The sequence below is a fragment of the Pseudomonas sp. EA_35y_Pfl2_R5 genome, from assembly GCF_963970805.1.
GTDB lineage: Bacteria > Pseudomonadota > Gammaproteobacteria > Pseudomonadales > Pseudomonadaceae > Aquipseudomonas.
In genome coordinates, this window is record NZ_CAXAOW010000004.1 from 116,953 (window position 1) to 135,875 (window position 18,923).

Annotated in this window: 18 protein-coding genes; 9 read left to right on the forward strand and 9 right to left on the reverse strand. The window is 59.6% G+C overall.

Going from position 1 to position 18,923, the window contains the following annotated elements; translation table 11 throughout:
- Positions 1-68: 68 nt before the first annotated feature.
- The 3 genes from AACX99_RS10580 (at position 69) to AACX99_RS10590 (ending at position 2,551) form a co-directional block, all read left to right on the forward strand.
- Entirely contained in the window at positions 69-806 is a 738-nt protein-coding gene (locus AACX99_RS10580) for a substrate-binding periplasmic protein (RefSeq protein WP_339411650.1), read from the forward strand.
- Positions 807-902: 96 nt separating this feature from the next.
- Positions 903-1,658 carry a substrate-binding periplasmic protein gene (locus AACX99_RS10585; protein WP_339411651.1) on the forward strand — a complete coding sequence of 252 codons (756 nt, stop codon included), beginning with the start codon at positions 903-905 and terminating at the stop codon, positions 1,656-1,658.
- A gap of 137 nt (positions 1,659-1,795) precedes the next feature.
- A complete protein-coding gene (locus AACX99_RS10590; RefSeq protein ID WP_339411652.1) occupies positions 1,796-2,551 on the forward strand; it encodes a substrate-binding periplasmic protein in 756 nt (251 codons plus the stop codon).
- A gap of 123 nt (positions 2,552-2,674) precedes the next feature.
- On the opposite strand, the gene AACX99_RS10595 is transcribed toward AACX99_RS10590, so the two are convergent.
- The 3 genes from AACX99_RS10595 to gpmI form a co-directional block, all read right to left on the reverse strand.
- Positions 2,675-3,970, reverse strand: a complete 1,296-nt coding sequence (locus AACX99_RS10595) for a S41 family peptidase (protein ID WP_339411653.1) — start codon at positions 3,968-3,970, stop codon at positions 2,675-2,677.
- A gap of 38 nt (positions 3,971-4,008) precedes the next feature.
- Positions 4,009-5,250: a murein hydrolase activator EnvC family protein gene (locus AACX99_RS10600; RefSeq protein ID WP_339411654.1), complete on the reverse strand. Its 1,242-nt coding sequence runs from the start codon at positions 5,248-5,250 to the stop codon at positions 4,009-4,011.
- Positions 5,251-5,409: 159 nt separating this feature from the next.
- Complete coding sequence (gene gpmI / locus AACX99_RS10605) at positions 5,410-6,945, reverse strand: 2,3-bisphosphoglycerate-independent phosphoglycerate mutase (RefSeq protein ID WP_339411655.1); 1,536 nt, start codon at positions 6,943-6,945, stop codon at positions 5,410-5,412.
- 145 nt (positions 6,946-7,090) lie between these two features.
- Here gpmI and AACX99_RS10610 point away from each other — a divergent pair, with 145 nt between their 5' ends.
- Genes AACX99_RS10610 through secB form a run of 3 tightly spaced genes read left to right on the forward strand, consistent with a single transcriptional unit; the run spans position 7,091 to position 8,287 of the window.
- Positions 7,091-7,504, forward strand: coding sequence for a rhodanese-like domain-containing protein (locus AACX99_RS10610; protein WP_339411656.1), 414 nt, complete (start codon positions 7,091-7,093; stop codon positions 7,502-7,504).
- Position 7,505: 1 nt separating this feature from the next.
- Positions 7,506-7,760, forward strand: coding sequence for a glutaredoxin 3 (grxC, locus tag AACX99_RS10615; RefSeq protein ID WP_339411657.1), 255 nt, complete (start codon positions 7,506-7,508; stop codon positions 7,758-7,760).
- A 41-nt stretch (positions 7,761-7,801) separates the two neighbouring features.
- Positions 7,802-8,287 carry a protein-export chaperone SecB gene (secB, locus tag AACX99_RS10620; protein WP_275962187.1) on the forward strand — a complete coding sequence of 162 codons (486 nt, stop codon included), beginning with the start codon at positions 7,802-7,804 and terminating at the stop codon, positions 8,285-8,287.
- A 184-nt stretch (positions 8,288-8,471) separates the two neighbouring features.
- On the opposite strand, the gene trmL is transcribed toward secB, so the two are convergent.
- Positions 8,472-8,933 carry a tRNA (uridine(34)/cytosine(34)/5-carboxymethylaminomethyluridine(34)-2'-O)-methyltransferase TrmL gene (trmL, locus tag AACX99_RS10625; protein ID WP_339411658.1) on the reverse strand — a complete coding sequence of 154 codons (462 nt, stop codon included), beginning with the start codon at positions 8,931-8,933 and terminating at the stop codon, positions 8,472-8,474.
- Between trmL and AACX99_RS10630 the strand changes: the two genes are divergently transcribed.
- A complete protein-coding gene (locus AACX99_RS10630; RefSeq protein ID WP_339411659.1) occupies positions 8,932-9,363 on the forward strand; it encodes a hypothetical protein in 432 nt (143 codons plus the stop codon). The genes trmL and AACX99_RS10630 overlap by 2 nt on opposite strands.
- Positions 9,364-9,652: 289 nt before the next feature.
- Here AACX99_RS10630 and ntrC read toward each other — a convergent pair whose 3' ends face one another.
- The 5 genes from ntrC to glnA form a co-directional block, all read right to left on the reverse strand.
- Positions 9,653-11,086: a nitrogen regulation protein NR(I) gene (ntrC, locus tag AACX99_RS10635; protein WP_339411660.1), complete on the reverse strand. Its 1,434-nt coding sequence runs from the start codon at positions 11,084-11,086 to the stop codon at positions 9,653-9,655.
- Positions 11,083-12,168: a nitrogen regulation protein NR(II) gene (gene glnL, locus AACX99_RS10640; RefSeq protein ID WP_445261856.1), complete on the reverse strand. Its 1,086-nt coding sequence runs from the start codon at positions 12,166-12,168 to the stop codon at positions 11,083-11,085. Before glnL ends, ntrC begins: the two co-directional genes overlap by 4 nt.
- 207 nt (positions 12,169-12,375) lie before the next feature.
- Entirely contained in the window at positions 12,376-12,993 is a 618-nt protein-coding gene (locus tag AACX99_RS10645; protein ID WP_339411661.1) for a DUF4124 domain-containing protein, read from the reverse strand.
- 2 nt (positions 12,994-12,995) lie between these two features.
- Positions 12,996-13,550 (reverse strand): DUF4124 domain-containing protein, encoded by a 555-nt coding sequence (locus AACX99_RS10650; RefSeq protein WP_339411663.1) that lies wholly within the window; start codon positions 13,548-13,550, stop codon positions 12,996-12,998.
- Positions 13,551-13,724: 174 nt separating this feature from the next.
- The gene (gene glnA / locus AACX99_RS10655) at positions 13,725-15,131 is read right to left on the reverse strand and encodes a glutamate--ammonia ligase (RefSeq protein ID WP_339411665.1); all 1,407 of its coding nucleotides are present in this window, start codon (positions 15,129-15,131) and stop codon (positions 13,725-13,727) included.
- Between the two features lie 326 nt (positions 15,132-15,457).
- Here glnA and thiI point away from each other — a divergent pair, with 326 nt between their 5' ends.
- Entirely contained in the window at positions 15,458-16,912 is a 1,455-nt protein-coding gene (gene thiI, locus AACX99_RS10660) for a tRNA uracil 4-sulfurtransferase ThiI (RefSeq protein WP_339411666.1), read from the forward strand.
- A gap of 157 nt (positions 16,913-17,069) precedes the next feature.
- On the forward strand, positions 17,070-18,890 hold the full coding sequence (typA, locus tag AACX99_RS10665) for a translational GTPase TypA (protein WP_339411668.1): 1,821 nt from the start codon (positions 17,070-17,072) through the stop codon (positions 18,888-18,890).
- Positions 18,891-18,923: the final 33 nt, after the last annotated feature.

An 18,923-nucleotide genomic window follows, 5' to 3' on the forward strand; every position in this document is an offset into this window, starting at 1 on the left:
CGATGCTTTTGTCATCCCCGTGAGCGCTCCTCTTTCAATAAATGATTATTTCCCTACACGGAGTTCTTATGTCCGCTATCCGGCTATTCACCGCAGTTTGGCTGTTGTGTGCCGTCAGCCTGGCTCGCGCGGAGCCTTTGGTTCTGCTTACCGAAAACCTGCCACCGTTCAGCATGGCGGCCAGCGGTGGCAACTTTGCCAAAGATGCTGATGTGCAGGGCATCAGCAGCGATACGGTGCGTGCGTTGTGTAACAAGGCGCAGTTGGAGTGCCAGATGATTCTGCGTTTCCCCTGGGACCGTCAGTACAAACAGGCGCTCGAAAACAATGGCTACGGGTTGTTCTCCACAATCCGCACGCCGGACCGTGAATCGCTGTTCAAGTGGGTCGGGCCTATTGCCGTGAGCGATTGGGTGCTGCTGGCCAAGGCCGATAGCAAAGTTACGCTGAACAGCCTGGATCAGGCCGGGGCATACCGGATTGGTGGTTATCGCAATGATGCGATTTCGCAGTTCCTGATCGACCGCGGCGTGACGGTGCAAACCAGCCTGCAGGACAAGGAAAATCTCAACAAGCTGGAGAAGGACCTGATCGACCTGTGGGCCACCGATGAAGTCGGCGGGCGCTATATGGCCAAGCAGTCGCCGCTGGGCGCGCTCAAGGTGGTGCATCGCTTTAACAGCGCCGATCTCTATCTGGCGCTGAATATTGAAACGCCCGATGAAGTGGTGCAGAAGTTGCAGAAAGCCTTGGACGACATGCGCGCTCAGGGTGAGCTGGGTAAGATCAAAGACAGCTATCTGTAAGCGCTTTGTGATTGTGCCTGCGCAAAACCTGGGCTGGGCTAAGTCGGCAGTGCTGGGTATGCTGCATGCTCAGCCCAACTATCGATGTGAGACATCATGTTAAAACAACTACTAGTCGCTCTCGCCGGCACAGTTATGGTGCTCGCGGGCAGTGCTCGGGCCGAAATTGACCCGAACTACCGCATGGTCCTGCTGACCGAGAATTTCCCACCGTACAACATGGCGATCAACGGCAAGAACTTCGCCCAGGAAGACAATATCGACGGCATTGCTGTGGATATCATCCGCGAGATGTTCAAGCGCGCCGGCATCCAATACAACATGACTCTGCGCTTCCCTTGGGACCGCATCTACAAGCTGGCGCTGGAAAAACCTGGCTATGGTGTATTTGTTGCGGCGCGTCTGCCGGAGCGTGAGGCGCTGTTCAAGTGGGTTGGCCCGATTGGTCCGGATGACTGGGTACTGCTCGGCAAGGCCGACAGCAGCATTACCCTGAACAGCCTGGACGACGCCAAACAGTACAAGGTTGGTGCCTATAAGGGTGACGCGATCGCCGAGCACCTGGTGGAAAAAGGCCTGGAGCCGATTACCGCCCTGCGCGATACGCAAAACGCCAAGAAGCTGATGGTCGGGCAGATTGACCTGTGGGCCACCGGTGATCCTGCCGGTCGTTACCTGGCCAAGCAGGAAGGTGTTTCTGGCCTGAAAACTATTCTGCGTTTCGACAGCGCAGAGTTGTATCTGGCCCTGAACAAAGAGGTGCCGGACGAAGTTGTGCAGAAGCTGCAAGCCGAGTTGGACAAAATGCGCAGCGAAGGATTTGTCGACGATATTCTGAACAACTACCTGTAATACGTAACACCAGCGCGCCGGCGATAAACCGGCTCGCGGCCATGGATGGTTGACGCCGCGTACCATACGTCGCCGGGTAGTCGCCCGAGCAGGGATGCCGCTAGCCATAATCACAATTCATGCGAGCGGAATGACCTATGTTAAAAACCCTGAAAGCCAGCCTGTTGTTCGGGCTTGTCCTGAGTGCCTGCGCAGCCCGTGCAGAGCTTCCAGCTGATTACAAAGTGGTGTTGCTGACCGAGAACTTCCCGCCGTTCAACATGGCGGTGGACGACAAGAACTTCGCCCGTGATGACGGTATTGACGGTATCAGTGCCGAGATCGTTCGAGCGATGTTCAAGCGTGCCGGCATCAACTACACCCTGACCCTGCGTTTTCCTTGGGATCGCTTGTATCGCCTGACCCTGGATAAACCCAACTACGGCCTGTTCTCCACGACCTTCACGCCAGAGCGTCAGCCACTGTTCAAGTGGGTGGGGCCGTTGGCGAAAACCGGTTGGGTACTGTTGGCTGCGCCAGGTAATAACCTCAGCGTCGCCAGTCTCAAGGATGCCGGGCAGTATCAGATTGGTGCCTACAAGAACGATGCGGTCAGCCAGCACCTGGAAAGTCAGGGCCTGAGTCCGATCAATGCGCTGCGTGATCAGGAAAACATCAAGAAGCTGCTCAGCGGCAAAATCGACCTGTGGGCCACCACTGACCCGGTCGGCCGCTACCTGGCCAAGCAGGAAGGTGTAAGCGGGTTGAATACTGCGCTGCGCTTTAACGAAGCCGAGTTGTACCTGGCGCTGAACAAGGACACCCCGGATGAGGTGGTGCAGCGTCTACAGAAGGCTTTGGACGAACTGCGCGCCGAAGGCTTTATCGACGAGATGACCAATAACTACCTGTAGTTGTAGGTGTTATTAAAAAGCCCGACCTTGAGTGATCAAGGTCGGGCTTTTTCTTGGATCTGTAGGAGCGACCCATGGCCGCGATTGCGGGTTCGCGGGCATGGCCCGCTCCTGCACTCATCCCTACTCGCCGCGGGTAACGCTCAGCCCTTTGAGTAGGTTGAGTGCCTGGCTCAACTGGTAATCGTCATCCTGTGGGCGTGCTGGGGTGCTGGTTTTACTCTTGCTTGGCTTGTCGGCGCCGCCGTTACCATTACCAAGGTGACCTTGCAGATCGGCTTCCTTGATGCTGCTTTCATCCTGCTCGCGGGTCAGCTTGGCCCGTGCCACCTCAATGTCCGGGACGATGCCCTGAGCCTGAATCGAGCGGCCGTTGGGGGTGAAATACAGCGCGGTAGTGAGCTTCAGGGCGCGGTCGTTGTTCAGCGGTAGCACGGTCTGCACCGAGCCTTTGCCGAAGCTGTCAGTACCCATCAGCACACCGCGCTTGTGATCCTGTAGGGCACCGGCGACGATTTCCGAGGCCGAGGCGCTGCCGCCGTTGATCAGCACCACCAGTGGCACGCCTTCACTGGCGTCGGTTGGATCGGCATTGAAGCGCAGCTCGGAGTTAGCGATACGCCCCTCGGTGTAAACGATCAAACCCTTCTTAAGGAAATGGTCGGTGACTTCCACTGCTGCCTGTAGCACGCCGCCTGGGTTGTTACGCAGGTCAAGGACCAGGCCGCGGAGCTTCTTGCCGTTTTCCTTGCGCAGCTTGGCCAGTGCCTTGCCGACGTCCTCGCCACTGTTGACCTGGAACTGGGTGATGCGGATATAGCCATAGCCATCGTCAAGCAGCTGGCTTTTTACGCTCTTGACCTTGATCACCGCGCGCGTCAGTTCGACATCGAAGGGTCTGCCGCCTTCACGTACAAGGGTCAGCTCGATATCGCTGCCGGCTTTGCCACGCATCTTCTCGACTGCTTGCATCAGCGACAGGCCCTTGGTGGGCTGGCCGTCGATCTTCACGATCAGGTCGCCTGGCTGGATGCCGGCGGCGGACGCTGGGGTGTCATCAATTGGCGATATAACCTTGAGAAAGCCGTCTTCCGTACCGAGCTCAATACCCAAGCCGCCAAATTCGCCACTGGTGCTTTCCTGCAGGTCGCGGAAGGCTTCCGGCTCCAGGTAGGCCGAGTGCGGATCAAGGTTGCTGAGCATGCCCTTGATCGCGTTTTCCAGCAGGGTCTTGTCGCTGACCGGCTCGACATAGGCTGACTTGATACGGTCCATCACCTCGGCAAAGGTACGCAGGTCGTCCAGCGGCAGTGGCGCGCTGTCGTTGACTGTGGCCGGTACTGCGGCAAAGGCCTGGGAGGCGCCAGCCAGCAGGCTGAAAGCCAGGGCGAAAGCGCTGAGACGGAACAAATGCGGCATATCGAACTTACTCCTTCCTGAATCGGTAAAGGCAGCGCTTATCCTTGCGCGCGGCACCATTGAGCGGGGTCAATCGGGCGGCCCTGCTGGCGAATTGCGAAATACAATGCTGGGGTTTCCTGGCCGCCGCTGTTGCCAACGGTGGCGATGGCCTCGCCAGCTTTGACCACGTCGCCGGCATCTTTGAGCAGACTCTGGTTATGCCCATAGAGGCTCAGGTAGCCGTTGCCATGATCGAGAATGACCAGAAGCCCGGCGCCGCGCAACCAGTCGGCAAACACCACGCGCCCTCCATGCACCGCGTGCACCTGGCTACCGGCTGAAGCGCCGATCAGCACGCCATCCCACTTAGTGCGGGCATCGCCACCGCGTGGTGTGCCGTAGCGCGCCACCAGGCGACCGTTGACTGGCCAGGGCAATTGGCCGCGGGCTTTGGCGAATGGACCGCCAAAGCTGGCACCGGAGCTCACCAATGGACCCGTCGGCGCGGAATTAGTGCTGCTGCGCGGTTGTTCGCGTTCGGCGAGCAGGGCTTGTTGGCGCGCGGCTTCAGCTTCGCGGGCCTGGCGGGCGAGGGTTTCCTCGATGGTTTTCAGCACGCGCGCCAGATTGGCTTGCTCCTGCTGGCGGGCCTTGAGCTTCTGGTCGCGGGCGGAGAACTCCTTGTTCAGCTTGGCCAGGGCCAGCTGACGCTCCTTGCGCACGCTGGCGAGCTGTTCGCGGCGGCCGTCCAGCGCACTTTTCTGCTCAAGCAGCTGGCGTTGCTGGTTGGCGATGTCCTGCTCGACATTGGCCAGCTGACGCAGGGTTTCATTGAAGGCAGCGAGTTGTTCCATGCGCGCTTCGCTGAGGTAGTCGTAGTAGGTCAGGGTGCGCGAGAATTTTTCCGGATTTTGCTGGTTGAGCAGCAGCTTGACGTACTCCTGGCGGCCGCTCTGATAGGCGGCGCGGGCCTGGATGCCGATCAGGCGCTGCTGTTCAAGGCGCGCACCCTCAAGTTTTTTTTTCTCTTTATCGAGGCGTTGGATTTCCTCTTCGCTGTTTTTCAGGTCCTGCTGCAGGCCTTTGACCTGCTTCTCCAGCTGACCCATTTCGCTTTCGGTTTTTTTCAGGTCTTTCTGTACGCCGGATTTTTCCTGCTGCAGCTTCTCCAGCAGTTGTTTCAGCTCGGCGACATCGGCGCGGGCGGCGTCCAGTTGCTTCTGCGCATCGCTCTTCTCGTCGGCAATGGCAGGCGTCAGCAGGAGGGTCAGGAAAACAAGGGCGAGGGCACGAAGCATGGGGCTGGCAGTACCTAGGGCATGGACGCGCCTAGTATGCCTAAAAAACCGGCGGCAAGCTGCAAGTCATCCGTTTGCACATGAGGGTAAATTGGTAGCGTGAAGCAGCCGGCAGTTTGCCTGCAAGCCAGGCATTGCGCCTGGCTCACGGGTCGCGGCTTAGCTTAGCTCGACGATGCTGGTGCCGGTCATTTCCGCCGGTACCGGCAAGCCCATCAGGGTCAGCAGGGTCGGGGCTACGTCAGCCAGTACGCCGCCAGCACGGATAGTCGCCGGGCGCTTGCCAACATAGATAAACGGCACCGGCTCGCAGGTGTGTGCGGTGTGCGCCTGACCGGTGCTTTCATCGGCCATCTGCTCGACGTTGCCGTGGTCGGCGGTGATCAGCGCTTCACCACCCACCTTGTCCAGCGCGGCGACGATGCGGCCGACACAACCGTCCAGGCATTCCACGGCGGCCACGGCGGCGGAGAACACACCCGTGTGGCCGACCATGTCGCCGTTGGCGTAGTTGACAATGATTACGTCATAGCGCTGATTCTCGATGGCATCGACGATCTTGTCGGTGACTTCCGGCGCGCTCATCTGCGGCTGCAAGTCATAAGTGGCGACGTTCGGAGAGGGGATCAGGATGCGCTCTTCGCCAGCGAAGGGCTCTTCGCGGCCGCCGGAGAAGAAGAAGGTGACGTGGGCGTACTTCTCGGTTTCGGCGATGCGCAGCTGGGTCTTGCCGTTGTTTGCCAGATATTCGCCAAGCACGTTGGTCAGTGCCTCCGGCTTGTAGGCGCTGGGCGTCGGGATACTCGCGGCGTACTGGGTGAGCATGATGAAACCGGCCAGTTGCGGCACGCGCTTGCGCTCGAATTCCTTGAAGCCTGGCTCGACAAAGGCGCGGGTCAGCTCGCGGGCGCGGTCGGCGCGGAAGTTCATAAACACCACGGCATCGCCGTCTTCCATGCGTACAGGCTCGCCAATGCTGGTGGCTTTGACGAATTCATCGCTTTCGCCGCGCTCGTAAGCGGCATTCAGGCCTTCCATGGCGGTGGCGGCGGTGAACTGGCCATTACCGTCGACCAGCAACCCGTAGGCCTGCTCGACGCGGTCCCAGCGGTTGTCGCGGTCCATGGCGAAGTAGCGGCCGCTGAGGCTGGCGATGCGGCCCTTGCCGAGTTTGGCGAAGGTGGTGTCAAGCAGTTCGATGGAGGGCTGGGCGCTTTTCGGCGGGGTGTCGCGGCCGTCGAGGAAGGCGTGCAGGTAGATGTTCTCTGCCCCGCGCTGGGCGGCCAGTTCGGCCATGGCCACCAGGTGGTCCTGATGGCTGTGCACGCCGCCGTCGGAGAGCAGGCCGAGGATATGCACGGCCTTGCCAGCCTTGACCGCTTTATCCACCGCGCCAGTGATCTCGGCGTTATCAAAGAATTCGCCATCGCGAATGGCCTTGGTCACTCGGGTGAAGTCCTGGTACACCACACGGCCGGCTCCGAGGTTCATATGGCCGACCTCGGAATTGCCCATCTGGCCGTCTGGCAGACCTACGTCCATGCCTGAGCCTGAGATCAGGCCATGGGGCTGGGTGGCGCGCAGATGGTCGTAGACTGGCGTGTTGGCCGCCATGATGGCGTTGGATTCGGGGCTGTCACTGTGGCCGAAGCCATCGAGGATGATCAGTACCAGGGGTTTGGGCGTGGCGCTCATATAACTGGTTCGCTCTGGGTCGATGGGCGGGAAACAAAGCAGGCATTTTACGGCCAAGTGGCACAAACGTCACCGCCGGGCGGGGTTTGGCCGACTTGTGTGGCTGTGTATACTGGCCGACATTTTACCGCCCCGGAAACGCACAATGCTTGCCAACTTGATTGAATTTGCCACGACCCACTATGTCCTGAGCGGCTTGTTCGTGACCCTGCTCGCACTGCTGGTCTTCACCGAAGCACGCAAGGGTGGACAGAGCCTGAGCAGCCGTGAGCTGACCGCACTGGTTAACAGCGAGCAGGGCGTGGTGCTGGATATTCGCGGGCAAAAGGACTTTGCTGCTGGGCATATCGTCGGTGCGCTGAATATTCCCTTCGAAAAACTCGCTGGCCGTATGGTTGAGCTGGACAAGCACAAGACCAAGACCATCATCGTGGTCGATGCCATGGGCCAGCACGCCGGCGCTGTGTGCCGCGATCTGAAAAAGGCAGGTTTCACTGCCGCCAAGCTGTCTGGCGGTGTCGCCAGCTGGCGTGGTGACAATTTGCCGCTGGTGAAGTGAGATGCAGCCTGTCGTCATCTATTCCAGCGATTGGTGCCCGTACTGCATCCGCGCCAAGCAATTGCTGACTCAGAAAGGTGTGGCCTTCAACGAAATCAGAGTTGATGGCAAGCCTGACGTGCGTGCTGAGATGACCCGCAAGGCGCGGCAGACCTCGGTGCCGCAGATCTGGATCGGTGACACCCATGTGGGTGGTTGCGATGACCTTTACGCCCTGGAGCGCGCCGGCAAGCTTGACGCGCTGCTCAAGGCTTAACTCCCTGTTTATCCGTACCTAACGACAAGAAGGCTTTTGCCATGACAGAACAAGCTAGCAACGGCGCCGCTCAGGGCGAACAAAACCCGCAATTTTCCCTGCAGCGTATCTACGTACGTGACCTGTCCTTCGAAGCGCCGAAGAGCCCGGAAATCTTCCGTCAGGAGTGGGCGCCTAGCGTCGCCATGGACCTCAACACCCGTCAGAAGGCGCTGGATGGTGACTTCCACGAAGTGGTGCTGACCCTCTCGGTGACCGTGAAAACGGGCGAAGAAACCGCCTTTATCGCTGAAGTGCAGCAGGCCGGTATCTTCCTGATCAAGGGCCTGGACGCTGCCTCCATGAGCCACACCCTGGGTGCGTTCTGCCCGAATATCCTCTTCCCTTACGCTCGCGAAACCCTGGACAGCCTGGTCGTACGCGGCTCGTTCCCGGCGCTGATGCTGGCTCCGGTGAACTTCGACGCCCTCTACGCCCAGGAACTGCAGCGTATGCAGCAGGCTGGCGAAGTTGCAACCGCACACTAAGGTTTGCGGCTGGAACAAAAAAACGCCCTGCGGGGCGTTTTTTTATGGCCTGCCATCCCTGGCGGCCACCCTGCGGGCCGTCGTTGCATCATTTGGAGGGATAGCCAGTCTGTCTCGTTGGAGGGTTACGGCGCGACGGATTTATGTGGCAGCAGATAATCCGTGGCTTTGCGCCTAACCCACCCTACGCGCCGGCAAAACCCTGCTGACGCCAGGCCTCATAGACCGCTACGGCAACGGTGTTGGACAGGTTCAGGCTGCGGCAGCCTTCGCGCATCGGCAGGCGCAGACGTTGTTCGGGTGGCAGGTTGTCGCGAATTTCCTGCGGCAGGCCGCGGCTTTCCGGGCCGAACAAAAAGGCGTCGCCGGGCTGGTAGCTGACCTGGTGAAACGCTTGCGAGCCCTTGGTGGTAAAGGCAAATACGCGCGGCCGGCCGATGCTGGTCAGGCAGCTGTCGAGGTCGGCGTGGCGCTGCAGGGTGGCGTATTCGTGGTAATCCAGGCCGGCGCGGCGCAGGCGTTTGTCATCCAGCTCGAAGCCCAGCGGCTCGATCAGGTGCAGGTGGCAGCCGCTGTTGGCGCAGAGCCTGATAATGTTGCCGGTATTGGGCGGAATTTCCGGTTGAAAAAGGATGACGTGAAACATGCGCGGCTCCGAGCTTGAAGACGAGCAGCATTCTACAGACCCGCGCCCCCGTCCGTGGGTTCGGGTGATTGCTTCATTGGCGGTGTTTGGTTTTTTGATTGGTTTGATGATTGGTCGGCTGCTCCAGCCTGATCCGCTCTGGCTCGAACGCGTGGATGTGATCGAGCAGGGTCTTGAGCTGTGGTTCAACGTCGAGCCGGTGCCGCACGAGGAACACGCCAACGGCGTGTTTATCCTGCGTCTGCAAAGTTTTGGTCGCCAGCAGCACGGTCAACTGCAGATCCAGGGCAGGTTGGCCAACTGGCGTTTGCTGCGAGAGAGAAGGGATTTGTTACTGAGAGTGGTGGCAGCCCGTCCAGTGCGCGGTGAGTGGCGCGCTGAGGAGGTGGACGGGCGCTGGCGGCTGGTGATCAGCCTGATGGAACAATAAAAGAGGGGAATCCCCGGCCTGCCTGTACCAAGGTCCCCAAAACTGGGATTACTTGAGTCTATGCAGGCTGTGTGCCAGTTTTATTACGTTGACTGCGGGCCTTGTAAATACAGGGGTTCAGGAGTTTCTGCGGATGTTGCGGGGGCTCGGTAAGCGCTGGGGTATGAACCGCCGCTGTGCACGGGATTGATGCCGGTGCGTTGCTCTGGCGCATTTTCAGTTGTATGCCGGCGTAAAGAAAACGGGCCCTGATGGGCCCGTTTTGCATTCGCTGCAGCAGTTGAGCGGCTTAGTCATCGCTCTCCTCGTCATCGGCGCTTTCGACGTTCATGCCCAGTTCCTTGATCTTGCGCGTCAGGGTGTTGCGGCCCCAGCCCAGCAGCACGGCGGCGTCGCGGCGGCGGCCGGCGGTGTGTTTGAGGGCTGTTTCGATCATGATCCGCTCGAAGGCTGGTACGGCGGTATCCAGCAGGCTGGACTGACCACGGCCCAAGGCCAGATCGGCCCATTGGCGCAGGGCCTGCTCCCAGTTACTTACCGGTGCGCTTTCCTGCGGCTGGCTGAGCAGCTCTGGAGGCAGGTCGTCGACATGTACCTCACGGCCGGAGGCCATGACGGTGATCCAGCGACAGGTGTTTTCCAGCTGGCGCACGTTGCCCGGCCACGGCAGTTGCTGCAGGTAATCCTCGGTTTCGCTTTTCAGCAGTTTGGGCTCGACTGCCAGCTCCAGCGCTGCGCGGCTGAGGAAGTGCCGGGCCAGGGTCGGGATGTCTTCGCGACGATCCGACAGGCGCGGAATATGGATGCGGATCACATTGAGGCGGTGGAACAGGTCTTCACGGAACTTGCCGGCCTGCACCAGGCTTTCCAGGTTCTGGTGGGTGGCAGCGATGATGCGCACATCGACTTTGACTGGGGTGTGGCCACCGACCCGGTAAAACTCGCCGTCGGCCAGCACGCGTAGCAGCCGAGTCTGGGTGTCGGCCGGCATGTCGCCGATTTCATCGAGAAATAGCGTGCCGCCATCGGCCTGCTCGAAGCGTCCGCGACGCTGGTTGGCCGCACCGGTAAAGGCGCCTTTTTCGTGGCCGAACAGTTCGGACTCCATTAGATCCTTGGGAATCGCCGCCATATTCAGTGCGATAAACGGCGAGGCCGCACGCGGGCTATGGCGGTGCAGGGCGTGCGCCACCAGCTCCTTGCCGGTACCGGACTCGCCGTTGATCAGCACGGTGATATTGGAGTGCGACAGACGACCGATAGCGCGGAACACCTCCTGCATGGCCGGTGCTTCGCCAATGATCTCCGGCGTACGCGGCTGCTCGACCGGCGCGGCCAGGCTCTGCTGCTCCTGGGCATGCATATTGGCGCGCTTGACCAGGGACACGGCCTCATCGACATCGAACGGCTTGGGCAGGTATTCGAATGCGCCGCCCTGGTAGGACGCTACCGCGCTGTCCAGGTCGGAATGGGCGGTCATGATGATTACCGGCAGGCGCGGGTGCAGCTCGCGGATGCGCGCCAACAGGTCGAGGCCACTGGCCCCCGGCATACGGATGTCGGAGATGATCACGTCCGGTTGCTGACGGCTCAGGCGGCTGATCACGCCATCGGCGCTGTCGAAGCTCTGGGTGGTCATGCCTTCCTGTTGCAGGGCTTTTTCCAGGACCCAGCGGATGGAGCGGTCGTCATCGACAATCCAGACGGTTTCACTGCGGCTCATGACGGAGTTACTCCTTGTTCCAGCGGCAGGAAGATCGAGAACACGGTGTGGCCAGGATGGCTCTCGCACTCGATCAAGCCTTGGTGCTGACTAATGATGTTCTGGGTGATGGCCAGGCCCAGGCCGGTGCCATCGGCACGCCCGCTGACCATGGGGTAGAAGATGGTTTCCTGCAGCTCGTGCGGGATGCCCGGACCGTTGTCGATGATCTCGATCTTGGTCACCAGGCGATGGCGGCAATGGCCGATGGTGAACTGGCGCAGCGCGCGGGTGCGCAGGGTGATGCGGCCCAGGCGCAGATCGCTCTGTCCGGACAGCGCCTGCATGGCGTTACGCACGATATTCAGCACGGCCTGGATCATCTGCTCGCGGTCGATCAGCACATCCGGAATGCTTGGGTCGTAATCGCGCACCAAAATGATGCTGCCCTGGCTTTCCGCTTCCACCAGGCTACCGACACGTTCGAGCACTTCATGCACGTTGGTCAGTGCCAGGGAGGGCAGCTTGTTCGAGCCGAGCATACGGTCCACTAGGTTTCTTAGCCGGTCGGCCTCCTCGATGATCACGTTGGTGTAATCCTTGAGGCTTTCCTCGGGCAGCTCGCGGGCCAGCAGCTGCGCCGCGCCGCGGATGCCGCCCAGCGGGTTCTTGATCTCGTGGGCCAGGCCGCGCACCAGCAGTTTGGTGGTTTCCTGCTTGGACAGCTGCGCCTCTTCCTTGGTGATGCGCAGCAGGCGGTCGCGCGGGTGTACTTCCAGCAGCAGCAGGGTTTCGCCACGGTTAAGCACAGGGGTCACCGCGTAATCGACGGTCAGGGTCTGGCCGCTGACCGAGGTCAGTACCGCTTCGCGCTTGTTGAACGGGTGAGCGTGCTGAACGGCCTGGCGCAAGGCGCTCAGCGCCTCACTGGACTCGGTAAATAGCTCGCTGATGAATTGCCCGTGACTGCGCTGGCCGCTGACGGCCAGGAGCATCTCCGCTGCCGGGTTCATGTACTCAAGACGCAGGTCGTCGTTAAGCAGCAGCGTGGCAGTGGTCAGGTTGTCCAGCAGCAGGCGGTGCAGTGCGTCGTTGATGATCATATGGGATGTCAGCAGACCCTTGGGTTCCGGCAATGCAGCTGGAAAATGCAAGAAGCAAACCAAAGCCCCGAAAAGAAGCGTGTTTGGCCGTGGGATGCCGGGAATTAGCTGCTTAACAGCGCAGCCGGGTCGCGCCTGGCGACCCAAAACAGGGAGAGTATAGAAATGCCGGGCAAGAAGTGCACTGCTTTGGTGCGCTTCGCCGATTTAGATAAATGGAACGAAGGGTATATCTTTCTTTTCCGGCGGTTTGTCCTTCAGTGGACACTCCGGGCGCACGCCGTAGTCGGCTTTCTTGCACGGATTGACCTTACGCTTCTGCGCCAGGGAGATGCGCAGCATATGGAATGGTTGAGTGGGCGTGCGCTCGATGATGCGGCCCTGCTGGTCGATGATTTCCACCGCTAACTGGTGCGTGCCGCGGTCGATATTCTCCAGGGGGAATACCGGGCTGCTGCCGGCTTCGCCTACCTGTACGCCGTCCATTAGCAGACGGTAGCTGTGCTGGGGGAAAAGTTTCGGTTCGCTGTTAATGCTGACAATCAAATTGCCGGCACTGTCACGGATAGTCGCATCGGGTTGCGGCACCAGAATACGCAGCAGGCTGTAGCGCTGGCTAGGCTCGGGCGGTGCTGCAATTACCGGCGCGGTTTGCGTCTGCACGGTCGGCATCGAATTGCTGGGTGCCAACTCGACACGTTCGGCATTGCCCGATCTGGGCTTGTCGGTGAAGACGCGATTCCCTTCGGCGTCTATATAGGTGTAGACCTGCGCTAAGGCAGGCAGGGCGAGCAGCATCAGGCCGCAGAACAGCAGATTGCGCATAGTCAGGGGGCTGGCTTGGGTTTGGGTGGAGGTGGGCGCAGGGCCGGGCTGCTGGTGTTGACCCGCTGTACGGTAAAGGTGGCCGTGGCGCTCTGCTGGATCGATTGCTCGCCGCTGAGCACTTCTACAGCCAGGCTGTGCTCACCACGGTCAGCGTTGCTTATTTGCAGGCGTGGCACATTGCTTGGTTGGCCGTGCGGTTTGCCGTCGAGCAGCAGGCGTAGGCGGTGGTTGTTGGCCAGGCGTGGTTCGATCATCACACCTACGCTAAAGGTGCCGTTATTGGCACGCAGTGCTTCATCGTCGGGTATGCCGGTCAGCTGCAGGGTGCTGTAAGGCGCGGCATTGTCGACGGGGTCGGATGTGGTCGCTGCGGGCAGGCTGGGTGCCGGCATCGATACGCTATTGGTTTTCGGTAGCTCGACATTTTGTGTCGCCTGGCCTTCCGGCGGCTGGTCGGTGAATACCGTGTTGCCATTGGCGTCGGTGTATTTGTAGATCTGCGCGCTGGCCGGCAATGCCAGGCTCAGTAGCAGGCAGATGAATAGAGGGCGCATGCCTGACTCTCCCTAGTGGTGTGCCCTAAGCCTTGCACTGGTAAGGCGCTCTGGCAAGCATGTTGATGGCTGGGCGTATACCAGCGCAGAAAATGCCGGGTTAAACGGCAGCAGCCCCGGGCGGCTAAACGCAAAAAGGCCACCCGAAGGTGGCCTCTTGTACTGCGTGTCGAATTAGACGCTGTAGTACAGGTCGTATTCCAGCGGGTGTACGAAGGTGCGTACTTTGATTTCTTCTTCGGATTTCAGCTCGATGTAGGCATCGATAAAGTCGTCGGAGAATACGCCGCCTTTGGTCAGGAACGCACGGCCCTTGTCCAGCTCTTCCAGGGCTTCTTTCAGGCTGCCGCAAACCTGCGGGATCAGCTTGCCTTCTTCTGGCGGCAGGTCGTACAGGTTCTTGTCGGCTGCATCGCCAGGGTGGATCTTGTTCTGGATGCCATCCAGGCCAGCCATCAGCAGCGCTGCGAAAGCCAGGTATGGGTTGGCAGCCGGGTCTGGGAAGCGTGCTTCGATACGGCGGGCTTTCGGGCTCGACACGTAAGGAATACGGATCGAAGCCGAACGGTTACGCGCCGAGTAGGCCAGCATTACTGGGGCTTCGAAACCTGGGACCAGACGCTTATAGGAGTTGGTCGACGGGTTGGTGAAGCCGTTCAGGGCCTTGCCGTGCTTGATGATGCCGCCGATGAAGTACAGGGCGGTGTCGGACAGGCCGGCATAGCCTTCGCCAGCGAAGGTGTTCTTGCCATCTTTGGCGATGGACAGGTGCACGTGCATACCCGAACCGTTGTCGCCGTACAGCGGCTTCGGCATAAAGGTCGCGGTTTTGCCGTAGGCATCGGCCACGTTGTGTACGCAGTACTTCAGGGTCTGAACTTCGTCAGCCTTGGCGACCAGGGTGTTGAACTTCACACCGATTTCGTTCTGGCCGGCAGTCGCCACTTCGTGGTGGTGAACTTCGATGACCAGGCCCATTTCTTCCATGGCATTACACATGGCAGTACGGATTTCGTGGTCGTGGTCGCACGGCGGAACTGGGAAGTAGCCACCTTTGACGGCTGGGCGATGGCCCTTGTTGCCGCCTTCGATGTCGGCGTCGGTGTTCCAGGAACCTTGTTCGGAGTAGATCTTGAACATCGAGCCGGAGATGTCGGACTTGAACTTCACTTCGTCGAAGATGAAGAACTCAGGCTCTGGGCCAACGAATACGGTGTCACCGATGCCGGTGGTTTTCAGGAACTCTTCAGCGCGCTTGGCGATCGAGCGCGGGTCGCGGTCGTAGCCCTGCATGGTGCTTGGCTCAACGATGTCGCAAACCAGGATCAGCGTCGGCTCTTCGGTGAACGGGTCCAGTACAGCGGTTTCGTCAACCGGCATCAGGATCATGTCGGAGGCTTCGATGCCTTTCCAGCCATGGATGGAGGAGCCGTCGAACATTTTGCCGTGCTCGAAGAATTCGTCGTCCAGGGCGTCACGGGCCGGCATGGTCACGTGGTGCTGTTTGCCCTTGGTGTCGGTGAAGCGCAGGTCAACCCACTTCACGTCGTGTTCTTTAATAAGTTGAATCGACTTCGACATGCTGTCCTCCAGGTGGATAAGGCTCAAATCGTGAGCCCGCAATAGTACGGTAAGGCCGCGGCATACTCTGCCAGGGCATCCTGCCTCACAAGGGAGCAAATTGCATGCCAGTGCACAAGAATGGGTGTAAGCCCTGAAACTCAGGGTTGGCGGGGGCTGCGCGGCTCGGTGCGATAAATATTTGCACCGTTATGGTTCGCTGTATTTGTAGTGCGCTCTTTAATGGTGCGCTATTTGGGCGGTTGAGGATTTTTGATCAAAGCGTGAGCAATTTCCGCTATAATCCGCGCCCCTGTTTTTTCGCGGCCTCGGCACCCCCTGTTTTCATGAAACTGATCGTTAAAGTCTTCCCGGAAATCACCATTAAAAGTCGGCCAGTGCGTAAGCACTTTATCCGGCAGCTGGCGAAGAATATTCGCTCGGTTTTGCGTGAGTTCGATCCGCAGCTGCAGGTCAGCGGTGTGTGGGACAACCTGGAACTTGAAACTCAGCTCAGTGAGCCGAAAACCCTGCAGGCGATGATTGAGCGTCTGAGTTGCACGCCGGGCATCACCCACTTCCTGCAAGTCGATGAATACCTGCTGGGCGATTTCGACGACGTGCTGGAAAAGTGCAAGCTGCACTTCGCGGATCAGTTGCCGGGCAAAATTTTCGCCGTGCGCTGCAAGCGCGCCGGCAAACATGCGTTCAGCTCCATGGACGTGGAGCGCTATGTTGGCAGCCAGCTGCGCCAACAGTGTGGTGCGGCCGGTATCTCGCTGAAAGATCCCGAGGTGATTGTGCGGATGGAAATCCGCGACCAGCGCCTGTTCGTTATTCATCATCAGCACGAAGGCCTGGGCGGCTACCCGCTGGGCTCGCTGGAGCAGAGTCTGGTGCTGATGAGCGGTGGTTTCGACTCCACTGTGGCCGCCTATCAGATGATGCGGCGCGGCCTGGTCACCCATTTCTGCTTCTTCAATCTAGGCGGCCGTGCCCACGAGCTGGGCGTGATGGAAGTCGCGCATTACCTCTGGCAGAAGTACGGCAGCTCGCAACGCGTGCTGTTTATCAGTGTGCCGTTCGAAGAAGTGCTCGGCGAGATTCTCGGCAAGGTCGACAACAGCCACATGGGCGTGATCCTCAAACGCATGATGCTGCGCGCCTCCACGCGCATGGCCGAGCGTTTGCAGATTGATGCGCTGGTCACCGGCGAGGCGATTTCCCAGGTCTCCAGCCAGACCCTACCGAACCTCGCGGTGATCGATGCGGCCACCGAGATGCTGGTGCTGCGCCCGCTGCTGGCCAGCCACAAGCAGGACATCATCGACACCGCCACGCAGATCGGCACCGCCGAGTTCGCCAAGCACATGCCTGAATATTGCGGGGTGATCTCGGTCAACCCGACCACCAAGGCCAAGAAGCCGCGCGTCGAGCACGAAGAAAGCCAGTTTGATATGGCCGTGCTTGAGCGTGCGCTGGAGCGCGCCACCCTGCTGCCGATCGACAAGGTGATCGACGAACTGGGCAAGGATATTCAGGTCGAGGAAGTCAGCGAAGCGCTGGCTGGCCAAGTGATTATTGATATTCGCCACCCCGATGCCGCTGAGGATCAGCCGCTTGAGCTGCCCGGCATTGAGGTACAGGCGCTGCCTTTTTATGCCCTGAACAGCAAGTTCAAGGAGCTGGATGAGGCGCGCCAATACCTACTGTATTGCGACAAAGGCGTTATGAGTCGTTTGCATGCCCATCATCTGCTGAGTGAGGGGCATGCCAATGTGCGCGTTTATCGTCCGACATAAGACGCCCGGGTTGAATGGCGGCAGCATCCGCCATCGCCCTCCCGACATACAGGCGGCGTGACTCACGCATTCGCGCCGCCGAGCCGAAAATTGAAGTTAGTTAATACTTGCCACCTAGACTAAGTGGCACACCGAATCCTCTGATCGAGATACACACGTGATCGAAAATCTACGCAACATCGCCATCATTGCCCACGTTGACCATGGTAAAACCACCCTGGTAGACAAACTCCTGCGTCAGTCCGGCACTCTTGAGCGCGGCGAGCTCAACGACGAGCGCGTGATGGACAGCAACGACCAGGAAAAAGAGCGCGGCATTACCATTCTCGCCAAGAACACCGCGATCAACTGGAACGGCTACCACATCAACATCGTCGACACCCCCGGCCACGCCGACTTCGGCGGTGAGGTTGAGCGCGTAATGTCGATGGTTGACTCCGTGCTGCTGCTGGTTGACGCCCAAGACGGCCCGATGCCACAAACCCGCTTCGTGACCAAGAAGGCCTTCGAAGCCGGCCTGCGTCCAATCGTGGTGATCAACAAGGTTGACCGTCCAGGCGCGCGTCCGGACTGGGTTCTGGACCAGATCTTCGACCTGTTCGACAACCTCGGTGCCACCGAAGAACAGCTGGACTTCAAAGTCGTCTACGCCTCGGCCCTGAACGGCATTGCCGGTCTGGACCACACCGACATGGCTGAAGACATGACCCCGCTGTACCAGTCCATCGTCGACAACGTGCCGTCCCCGGCTGTTGACGTTGACGGTCCGTTCCAGATGCAAATCTCCGCACTGGACTACAACAGCTTCCTCGGCATTATCGGTGTTGGCCGTATCGCCCGTGGTCGCGTCAAACCGAACACCCCGGTGATCGCCATCGACGCCGACGGCAAGAAGCGCAACGGTCGTATCCTCAAGCTGATGGGTCACCACGGCCTGCACCGTGTCGACGTTGAAGAGGCCACCGCCGGTGACATCGTCTGTGTCAGCGGTATGGACTCGCTGTTCATCTCCGACACCCTTTGCGACATCAACCACGTTGAAGCGATGAAGCCGCTGACCGTCGACGAGCCGACCGTATCCATGACCTTCCAGGTCAACGATTCGCCGTTCTGCGGTAAAGAAGGCAAGTTCGTCACCAGCCGTAACATCAAGGAGCGTCTGGACAAAGAGCTGCTGTACAACGTGGCACTGCGCGTTGAAGAAGGCGACAGCGCTGACAAGTTCAAGGTCTCCGGCCGTGGTGAGCTGCACCTCTCGGTACTGATCGAAACCATGCGTCGCGAAGGCTTCGAAATGGGCGTGGGTCGTCCGGAAGTGATCATCCGTCAGGTTGACGGCGTGAAGCAGGAACCGTTCGAAAACGTCACCATCGACACCCCGGAAGAATCCCAGGGCAAGGTCATGGAAGAGATGGGTCTGCGTAAGGGCGACCTGACCAACATGGTGCCGGATGGCAAAGGCCGTGTGCGTCTGGAATACAACATCCCTGCTCGTGGTCTGATCGGTTTCCGTAACCAGTTCCTGACCTTGACCAACGGTGCTGGCATCCTGACCTCGATCTTCGATCGCTACGACACCATGAAGTCCGGCGACATGTCCGGCCGTCAGAACGGTGTGCTGGTATCGGTAGAAACCGGCAAGGCGCTGACCTACTCCCTGGAAACCCTGCAGGCGCGCGGCAAGCTGTTCGTCGAACACGGCCAGGAAATCTACAACGGTCAGATCGTCGGCCTGAACAGCCGCGACAACGACATGGGCGTTAACCCAACCAAAGGCAAGAAGCTCGACAACATGCGTGCTTCCGGTAAAGACGAAACCATCGCCCTGGTTCCACCTGTTCGCTTCACCCTGGAACAGGCCCTGGAATTCATCCAGGACGACGAGCTGTGTGAAGTCACGCCGAAGTCGATCCGTCTGCGTAAGAAGATCCTCGACGAAGGCGAGCGCACCCGCGCTGCCAAGAAAGCCAAGAACTGATACCAGTTCTAGCTAGCTAAAAAGCCCCCGCCG

What these genes read in the sequence shown, in the direction of transcription:
- AACX99_RS10580 (WP_339411650.1), top strand. Translation starts at nt 69, where the DNA reads ATGTCCGCTATCCGGCTATTCACCGCAGTTTGGCTGTTGTGTGCCGTC.
- AACX99_RS10585 (WP_339411651.1), top strand. Translation starts at nt 903, where the DNA reads ATGTTAAAACAACTACTAGTCGCTCTCGCCGGCACAGTTATGGTGCTC.
- AACX99_RS10590 (WP_339411652.1), top strand. Translation starts at nt 1,796, where the DNA reads ATGTTAAAAACCCTGAAAGCCAGCCTGTTGTTCGGGCTTGTCCTGAGT.
- AACX99_RS10595 (WP_339411653.1), bottom strand. Translation starts at nt 3,970, where the DNA reads ATGCCGCATTTGTTCCGTCTCAGCGCTTTCGCCCTGGCTTTCAGCCTG.
- AACX99_RS10600 (WP_339411654.1), bottom strand. Translation starts at nt 5,250, where the DNA reads ATGCTTCGTGCCCTCGCCCTTGTTTTCCTGACCCTCCTGCTGACGCCT.
- gpmI (WP_339411655.1), bottom strand. Translation starts at nt 6,945, where the DNA reads ATGAGCGCCACGCCCAAACCCCTGGTACTGATCATCCTCGATGGCTTC.
- AACX99_RS10610 (WP_339411656.1), top strand. Translation starts at nt 7,091, where the DNA reads ATGCTTGCCAACTTGATTGAATTTGCCACGACCCACTATGTCCTGAGC.
- grxC (WP_339411657.1), top strand. Translation starts at nt 7,506, where the DNA reads ATGCAGCCTGTCGTCATCTATTCCAGCGATTGGTGCCCGTACTGCATC.
- secB (WP_275962187.1), top strand. Translation starts at nt 7,802, where the DNA reads ATGACAGAACAAGCTAGCAACGGCGCCGCTCAGGGCGAACAAAACCCG.
- AACX99_RS10630 (WP_339411659.1), top strand. Translation starts at nt 8,932, where the DNA reads ATGCGCGGCTCCGAGCTTGAAGACGAGCAGCATTCTACAGACCCGCGC.
- trmL (WP_339411658.1), bottom strand. Translation starts at nt 8,933, where the DNA reads ATGTTTCACGTCATCCTTTTTCAACCGGAAATTCCGCCCAATACCGGC.
- ntrC (WP_339411660.1), bottom strand. Translation starts at nt 11,086, where the DNA reads ATGAGCCGCAGTGAAACCGTCTGGATTGTCGATGACGACCGCTCCATC.
- glnL (WP_445261856.1), bottom strand. Translation starts at nt 12,168, where the DNA reads ATGATCATCAACGACGCACTGCACCGCCTGCTGCTGGACAACCTGACC.
- AACX99_RS10645 (WP_339411661.1), bottom strand. Translation starts at nt 12,993, where the DNA reads ATGCGCAATCTGCTGTTCTGCGGCCTGATGCTGCTCGCCCTGCCTGCC.
- AACX99_RS10650 (WP_339411663.1), bottom strand. Translation starts at nt 13,550, where the DNA reads ATGCGCCCTCTATTCATCTGCCTGCTACTGAGCCTGGCATTGCCGGCC.
- glnA (WP_339411665.1), bottom strand. Translation starts at nt 15,131, where the DNA reads ATGTCGAAGTCGATTCAACTTATTAAAGAACACGACGTGAAGTGGGTT.
- thiI (WP_339411666.1), top strand. Translation starts at nt 15,458, where the DNA reads ATGAAACTGATCGTTAAAGTCTTCCCGGAAATCACCATTAAAAGTCGG.